The sequence below is a fragment of the Trichocoleus sp. FACHB-591 genome (genome assembly GCF_014695845.1).
GTDB lineage: Bacteria > Cyanobacteriota > Cyanobacteriia > FACHB-46 > FACHB-46 > Trichocoleus.
The window spans coordinates 1-7212 of the sequence record NZ_JACJPA010000075.1; the positions used below are offsets into that span (position 1 = coordinate 1).

14 protein-coding genes and 1 pseudogene are annotated in these 7212 nt (G+C 49.4%); all 15 read left to right on the forward strand.

What is annotated here, in order from left to right:
- Positions 1-204: hypothetical protein (locus tag H6F90_RS13380; RefSeq protein ID WP_206756176.1), on the forward strand; the 204-nt coding region annotated here is incomplete at its 5' end.
- 104 nt (positions 205-308) lie between these two features.
- Positions 309-626, forward strand: a complete 318-nt coding sequence (locus H6F90_RS13385) for an alpha/beta fold hydrolase (protein WP_370588016.1) — start codon at positions 309-311, stop codon at positions 624-626.
- Between the two features lie 106 nt (positions 627-732).
- Complete coding sequence (locus H6F90_RS13390) at positions 733-1626, forward strand: pirin family protein (protein WP_190552949.1); 894 nt, start codon at positions 733-735, stop codon at positions 1624-1626.
- Positions 1619-2032, forward strand: a complete 414-nt coding sequence (locus H6F90_RS13395) for a hypothetical protein (protein ID WP_190552950.1) — start codon at positions 1619-1621, stop codon at positions 2030-2032. Before H6F90_RS13390 ends, H6F90_RS13395 begins: the two co-directional genes overlap by 8 nt.
- A 41-nt stretch (positions 2033-2073) precedes the next feature.
- A complete protein-coding gene (locus H6F90_RS30680; RefSeq protein WP_370588018.1) occupies positions 2074-2172 on the forward strand; it encodes a DUF5996 family protein in 99 nt (32 codons plus the stop codon).
- Positions 2173-2341: 169 nt separating this feature from the next.
- Positions 2342-2917, forward strand: a complete 576-nt coding sequence (locus H6F90_RS13400) for a TMEM175 family protein (protein WP_190552951.1) — start codon at positions 2342-2344, stop codon at positions 2915-2917.
- 201 nt (positions 2918-3118) lie between these two features.
- Positions 3119-3874 carry a glucose 1-dehydrogenase gene (locus H6F90_RS13405; RefSeq protein ID WP_190552952.1) on the forward strand — a complete coding sequence of 252 codons (756 nt, stop codon included), beginning with the start codon at positions 3119-3121 and terminating at the stop codon, positions 3872-3874.
- A gap of 140 nt (positions 3875-4014) precedes the next feature.
- Positions 4015-4392 (forward strand): hypothetical protein, encoded by a 378-nt coding sequence (locus tag H6F90_RS13410; RefSeq protein WP_190552953.1) that lies wholly within the window; start codon positions 4015-4017, stop codon positions 4390-4392.
- Positions 4393-4417: 25 nt separating this feature from the next.
- Entirely contained in the window at positions 4418-4819 is a 402-nt protein-coding gene (locus H6F90_RS13415) for a RidA family protein (RefSeq protein WP_190552954.1), read from the forward strand.
- A 110-nt stretch (positions 4820-4929) separates the two neighbouring features.
- Positions 4930-5415, forward strand: a complete 486-nt coding sequence (locus H6F90_RS13420) for a peptidoglycan-binding protein (protein ID WP_190552955.1) — start codon at positions 4930-4932, stop codon at positions 5413-5415.
- Positions 5412-5705: a hypothetical protein gene (locus H6F90_RS13425; protein ID WP_190552956.1), complete on the forward strand. Its 294-nt coding sequence runs from the start codon at positions 5412-5414 to the stop codon at positions 5703-5705. The genes H6F90_RS13420 and H6F90_RS13425 overlap by 4 nt, the downstream gene beginning before the upstream one ends.
- A gap of 72 nt (positions 5706-5777) precedes the next feature.
- Positions 5778-6155 carry a nuclear transport factor 2 family protein gene (locus H6F90_RS13430; protein WP_190552957.1) on the forward strand — a complete coding sequence of 126 codons (378 nt, stop codon included), beginning with the start codon at positions 5778-5780 and terminating at the stop codon, positions 6153-6155.
- Positions 6156-6184: 29 nt separating this feature from the next.
- Entirely contained in the window at positions 6185-6532 is a 348-nt protein-coding gene (locus H6F90_RS30685; RefSeq protein ID WP_242024465.1) for a hypothetical protein, read from the forward strand.
- Positions 6533-6696: 164 nt separating this feature from the next.
- The gene (locus tag H6F90_RS31545) at positions 6697-6861 is read left to right on the forward strand and encodes a hypothetical protein (protein WP_370588017.1); all 165 of its coding nucleotides are present in this window, start codon (positions 6697-6699) and stop codon (positions 6859-6861) included.
- 71 nt (positions 6862-6932) lie between these two features.
- Positions 6933-7094: pseudogene (locus H6F90_RS13440) on the forward strand (IS6 family transposase); the annotation flags it as partial.
- Positions 7095-7212: the final 118 nt, after the last annotated feature.

Below are 7212 nucleotides of genomic sequence, written 5' to 3' on the forward strand. Positions count from 1 at the left end.
AACCTATTGCAGGAGCCTAAAGTGTCTGGTGGACAGCGGGTGCTGTTCTACTCAGGTGACGACGCCGATGCCAAAACCCAAGTGCGAAAAATCATTGACGGCACGGGCTTCTTCCCTGCGGATCTAGGCACTCTGGAAGCTGGCGGCACGATTGCGTCTTTGCCGTTTGGTTCATTGGCTGCGCACAACTTCATCAAGATCTGATCGCGCAGAAGAAGTCTCCGACGAGCATCGAAACTTCATCGCGTCGGCCCTAGCTGCGGGCCATAAGCGCGCATCGAGTTTCACGACTGTGAAGCCGCTGGGCATTGGTCCCTAGCATCAGCAATGAAGCGATTCAAGCCAGTTGGAATGTGGCAGTAGGGGCTTCTGCTAAAGGGACTTTGGACTGTGTACCCTCCTGGCTCACCGATTTCCGCGATGATCTGCCCCGCATTGATGTGCCGACTCTGATTATTCATGGAGATAGCGATCGCATTTTGCCACTGGAGTCCACCGCAGCAAGACTTCCAAAGCTGATCAAAAACAGTCAACTGGTTGTCATTCCTGGTGGACCACACGCCATTAACTGGACTCACGCTGATCAGATCAATCCCCTGTTGCTGGACTTTCTTCAGCAGGAATAATCAGTGATCTGCTGCATTTCTGGCTTGTGAAAAAACTCTGTGATTCACCCTGTTGAGTCAGGCTCAAATGATACACATATTTGTCTAGTTCTGAAGAGGCAATTCTATGACTGTCCCCACTCAAACGTCTCGAAGTGTTGCCGGAGTAATCAACAGTGTTGAAACACTCGAAGGGGCCGGGTTTCTTGTACGTCGGCCCTTTCCCAAAAGTAGCTTCTCTGAATTTGACCCGTTTCTCCTCCTCGACGAGTTGGGTCCGATTAATCTAAAGCCGGGCCAGGCAAAAGGTGCACCCGATCATCCGCACCGGGGCTTTGAAACCGTCAGCTATGTCTTGGATGGACGGTTAGAACACAAAGATTCTGCAGGGCATGCCGGGCTACTAAATCCGGGTGATGTCCAGTGGATGACAGCAGGTGCCGGGGTCGTGCACTCCGAGATGCCGGAGTCAAGGTTTACCCAAACTGGTGGACGGCTCCACGGCATTCAACTATGGGTCAATCTGCCACAACGAGACAAAATGATGCCACCTCGCTATCAGGAAATTCCAGCGGCTCACATTCCGGTAGCTCAAACCGAAGATGGGTCTGTGACGGTGCGGGTGATTGCGGGAGAAGCGTTAGGGGCAAAAGCGGTAATTCAGACGCGCACGCCGATAATTTACCTCCACTTCACACTGCAACCAAGGGCAACGATGATCCAGTCTGTACCCAAAGAGTACAACGCCTTTGCCTATGTACTGGAGGGGTCTGGGTTGTTTGGGACAGAGCCAGCGCCTGGTGATGATGGGCAGATGGTGCTCTTTTCTCAAGATGGAGAAGATGTAGTGATCTCCAACCCTGCTGATGCTCAGCGTCCTCTAGATCTTCTGCTGATTGCAGGTGTGCCCCTTAACGAACCAGTCGTGCGCTACGGTCCATTTGTCATGAACACTGAAGCTGAAATTACCCAAGCGATCAACGACTACCAGGAAGGAAGGATGGGACAGATTTATGCTTAACACACTTCAATATCAGATGAGTCAACATCAACGCTTGAGTGAGTTACGAATCAAACTACTGCATCTGCATAAGCTTTTACTAGAGACTGAGCGCCTTACCTATGAGCAAGTTCGAGGGCAAGTTTCTAGAGGTGAATTGCTACAACTGGTGATTAGTCATGAGCAGTTTGCCTGGTTGCATCGACTCTCAGAATTGATTATCCAAATCGATGAGTTGCTTCATGCCGATGAATCTGTTACATCAGAGGTAATTGAAGCGATTGCCAGTGACATTCGTACACTGCTCAGCCCTGATGAATCGGGCGATGAGTTTGCCATGAAGTATGATACGGCGCTTCAACACCACCCCGATGTCGTATTGGCTCATGCAGATGTCATGATGTTGCTGACCTCTGACAGTATTTAACCTCCAAAATTCATAGATTCTGAACTTGCTCCGATTGTGTAATTGCAAACCTCCTTGCTTTTCTCCAAAGCACCTATGAGTCAGCAGCCAACTTAGGACATTGGGATCGAGTAGCCCTGGAACATTCCCCAACCGTGTAAGGCTAACAAATTGCAAATTGCTGAAGCGGATGGACTAGCGACCTTGATACAAAGTTTGAGGCGATCTGCTGCCACTTAGAGAGACTGAATGGATAGTGGATAACTGGACAACAATTTTTGCAAACGGCAGTTATACAACGCGGTAAGCAGACAAGGAGCATACCCAAAAATGGTTAAAGGTAGGTTAGAAGCATTCAGTGATGGGGTAATTGCTATTATTATCACCATTATGGTGCTGGAGTTAAAAATACCTCATGAGTCAGATTTAGCGGCACTACGTCCATTGATTCCAATCTTTCTCAGCTATGTGTTGAGTTTCGTGCATGTTGGTATCTACTGGAACAATCACCATCACCTGTTTCAGGTAGTCCGACAAGTGAATGGTTCAACTTTGTGGGCAAACCTACATTTGTTGTTCTGGTTATCATTAGTTCCCTTTGTCACCGCATGGATGGGTGAAAATCACTTTGCTGCGTTGCCTGTGGCGCTTTATGGTGTGGTTCTATTGTTGGCTGCGATCGCCTACTTCACTCTGACCCGCACACTGGTTTTTCACCACGGTCAAGATTCCACACTTGCAAACGCTCTTGGTCGGAATTTTAAAGGCAAGTTATCGGTATTGCTTTATGCAGTTGCAATTCCACTTGCTTTTGCAATCTCTTGGCTTGCATGTGCATTGTACGTTCTGGTTACAGTTCTGTGGCTCATTCCCGATCGTCGTATTGAAAAGGCGTTGAACTCATAAAGTTCCATGTTCGATGCAACAAAAACCAGCTAACAAACCCTCTGCACCAGAACAAATATAGGTTGTTGGTCACAGGCAAAGGTGATCTGCGTCCGGTGTGCGGGAACGTTATGCCGCTTATGGATGTACTCACTCATCCTGGCATTTTACGCCCCACGGGGCGGGGAATTTACCCACAAAGATTGAAACAGGAGAAACAAAATGATACTGAAAGGTAAAGTAGCGTTAGTCACCGGGGGCACATCGGGAATTGGTAGAACAACGGCGATTGCTTTCGGGGTTGCTGGAGCAAAGGTAGTATTCTCCGGTAGACGCGACGCAGAAGGTGAAAAAACCGCCAAACTGATTCGCGAAACAGGTGCCGAATGCTTATACGTTCATTCAGATGCCTCGAATGAGGAAGACATCAAAGCATTAATGCAAAAGACGGTTGCAACCTACGGGCAACTCGACTGTGCCTTCAATAATGCAGGCACTAACGGCTCTTTTAAGCCTCTGCATGAACAATCAATTGAAGATTTTGACAACCTGATGGCAATCAATGTTCGGGGGCTGTTTTTGTGCATGAAGTACGAAATTCAGCAAATGTTGTCTCAAGGATCTGGTGTGATCGTGAACAATTCGTCAGCGAGTGGTCTCGTTGCGTTTCCGAAGACTTCTCCTTACGTTGCCAGCAAACATGCAGTAATGGGGCTGACGCGAGCGGCGGCGCTGGACTATGCCAAGCAAGGTATCCGGGTTAATGCGGTGAATCCTGGAGGCACTGCAACTGAACTGCTCGATCACGCCTTTGGGCAACTGGGTATCACAGCGGATGATTTAGGCTCTTTGATTCCAATGGGTCGGATCGGTCAGGCAACGGAAATTGCTCAAGCGGTTGTGTTTCTCTGCTCCGACGCTGCCAGCTATATTACGGGGCAACCCTTAGTAATCGATGGTGGATATACAGTGAGTTGATTTTTGATTGTTGATCGTGGACTCACAGTGAATCGATCCATCAACAAATCAAACCGCGATCGCTTCTTCATGAGATGGTCAACCAATTGCTTTCAATGTATGCGTGTCTGGTACGGAGAGTAAACTCTATTGGAGAAAGAATGAAACGATTTACCTGGTTTACCTTCCTGTATCTTGCGCTAGGAGTTTGCCTGACCGCGATCGCACTTGGATACCCAAACCTGCCTTCGGGTCTTCAAACTAGCCTGTTCATCAGTGCAGGAGTATCCTACTTTGTTTGTATTCTCAGTACCTTCCCTTTTTGGCGGGAGGCGACGATCCGCTTCTATCGCAGACGGAATGCAGCGATCATTCTACCCTGGTTGGGGATTGGAGTGAACATTATTGTGACGATCTGGGAGCTTCAGAGTCAGAACTGGACAATGGAAGCCATTTTAGGAGCCTTTTCTCGGCTATTAGCCGTCTTAATACTTGCAGAAATCATTGTGATTACATGGCGAGTGAATCCTGAACATTAGTGTCTAAATCAGAACAAGGAACACCATGAATAAGCCCAAGTTTTTTGTCACTCCCGGTTATGGGGAATACATGCTGAATAAATTGCATTACTCGCAAGCGGTAAAAATTGGCGATCGCGTGGAGATATCCGGTCAAGGTGGCTGGGATGACAATCTGCAAATTCCCGAATCGCTCGCGGACGAGATCGCTCAAGCGTTTCGGAACATAGAGCGAACCTTGGCAACTGCCGGGGCGGGCTGGGAGCATGTTGTCCATGTCAATTCTTACCATGTTGGTGGGTTGCCCCCAGAAGTTAATGAGGTGATGGTCAAGCTATTTCGTCATTACATGCCCAACCATGCCCCAATTTGGACAGAGGTAGGAGTCGCGGCGCTTGGGCTGCCAACGATGCGGATTGAAATTCGTGTTACTGCAATTGTTTCGTGAGTTTTGCATCAGCGACAACACTACTCTACACCGATCGGAGCAAGCAGATGGAGTAATAACTCCGACACAAAATTGATGCCAACTAGAACTGATCCATCAGGAGGACAATCATGAAACTTCAAACCATTTTCAGATTACTAACAATCGCTACAGGGTTACTCGGAGGTTCATTCACTCATCCCGCGATAGCGAAGCGCTGCTGCGAAGCGCAGATCGCACACCGCATTCCTCCACAACAAACCTCCCCCATTCTGATCGCCACTGCCTACACTGATTTAACCTTACCTACCTTGCGTCAAGGCGATCGCGGCAGAGACGTGCAATTGTTACAGCGCATTCTTCAAGACAATGGCTTTTTAGGAGCCGCAGGTGTGAGGTTAGGCAATCCAAGAGGGGCGATCGTCGATGGCATCTTTGGTGCGGTCACAGCGTCTGCGGTACGCGATCTCCAGCGACGATACGGAATCCCAGTTACAGGACGAGTCAATCCAACCACCTGGGAAGTCCTGGATATGCACGAAAACCCCTATCGATCGCCGCTTCCCTGGAAACAACAGAACCTTACACAACCACAAGCCACAGGAGATTTCTCATGAACCGAAAGATTCTTTCAACCAAAATCACAACTACAACCACAATCGCAATCACAATTCTGTTCGGCGTACTCCTACTGTTCAATTTTCCATCCCTGGCTCAAGTCAGTTCACAAGTGATTCCCAGAATCGAACTGATCGGAAGTTCTGGAGGGATTCCACCCAGCTACCGTTTAGTCATTAGCCGATCTCAGGACAATGTTTATGTCTTCTGTCCGGCTGGCTTCGAGCCACAGTTGGACTATTTGCGAAATGTGAAGGCGATTCAATGTAAGCCGTTTACCAGTCCCTAGAAGTAAACCAGTGAGGGGCAACAGCATAACAACTCACACCACTTTGTTGCTTTGAATGGAGGAGAGATTCAGATGTCAGAGAAAAACAAAGCCATTTTAGAAGCGGCAAATGCGGCGAACGCTGCAGGCAACTATGAAGGATTCTTGTCATTCTGCACTGACGACACGAAATGGACGTTCGTAGGGGACAAGACCTTTAACGGAAAAGAAGCTGTTCGCCAATATATGGCAGAGACATACATAGAGCCGCCAAAGTTTACAGTTGTCAACTTAATCGCTGAAGGTGATTTCGTCACGGCAGTTGGCGACATCACACTGAAGGACGAAGACGGGAAGGCGGCTCATTACTCGTACTGCGATGTCTGGTGCTTTCGCGGCGGCAAGATGGTCGAATTAAAGGCTTTCGTGATCAAAACCAAGGTCAAGGATGAAACCAGTAGCGCAGGGTAAATCATCTGCAAAAGTCAGGATATATTCTCATGAAAAATGCAACTTATGTGGAGGCTGCTCGGCGAGGTAGTCACCGCTGGTGGCAGTATCTTCTGGGGCTGGTAATCATCCTCTTTGCGTGGCTGGTTGTCGGCACCGTTGGCAGCTTACTCGTGGCGATCGCCATCGGCGGACAGGAGGGGTTTGCAGCGTTCAGGCAAGCGGATTACTCCACGCTCGGTTCTGTGGGCAGCTTCCTGGTGATCATGGCGGGTTTTCCGTGCTTCCTTGCGGGAACCCTGGCCACCGTCTCCCTCATCCACCACCCTCCCCTGACGCTGATCACGGCGCAGGAGAAGATAAGCTGGTATCGCGTCGGGCAGCGGTTCGTGGCGTAGTTCGTGCCATTCTGCCTAATCGGTGGGCTGGGACAGTACCTCTTCTACCCCGACACCTTTTCCTTTAACTCCGACCTGGCAGTGTTGGCGCTCTTCGTACCGATGCACTGATCTTCACCGCCATCCAAACCACTACCGAGGAGCTTTTCTTTCGCGGATACATCGTGCAGGGTGCGAGCCTCATCTGGAGCAACCGCGTTTTTCTGGCGCTCGTGGCAGCCGTGGTATTCACCCTGCCGCACCTCTTAAACCCGGAGGTGAGCGCAGGCAGCTGGCTCACGGTCTTTTCCAACTACTTCCTCGTTCCGGGTCTGTTGTGGACTGATTGACGGAACGGTTGTGTCGCAAAAACGGGTGGGTGGTAAGGTAAATAGTCCTAACCCTGCCTTCTCCTGCTCTGATGTCTACTCCTACTCTGTTCAAGTGGCGGCATTTCTTGCCTGAGACCATCCTGGTAAATGTGCGGTGGTATTGTCGCTATTCCTTGAGCTATCGAGATTTGGAGGAGATGATGGCAGAACGAGGGGTGGAAGTAGATCATTCGACTGTTAACCGTTGGGTGTTGAACGTCACTATGAGATGGACTATGCCGAAATCACCAAAGCACTGATGAGTCTGATGGCAATTCCGGAGCCTTGGGTGCTTTCGCTTGACCGAACTGAATGGTGCTTTGGCAATTG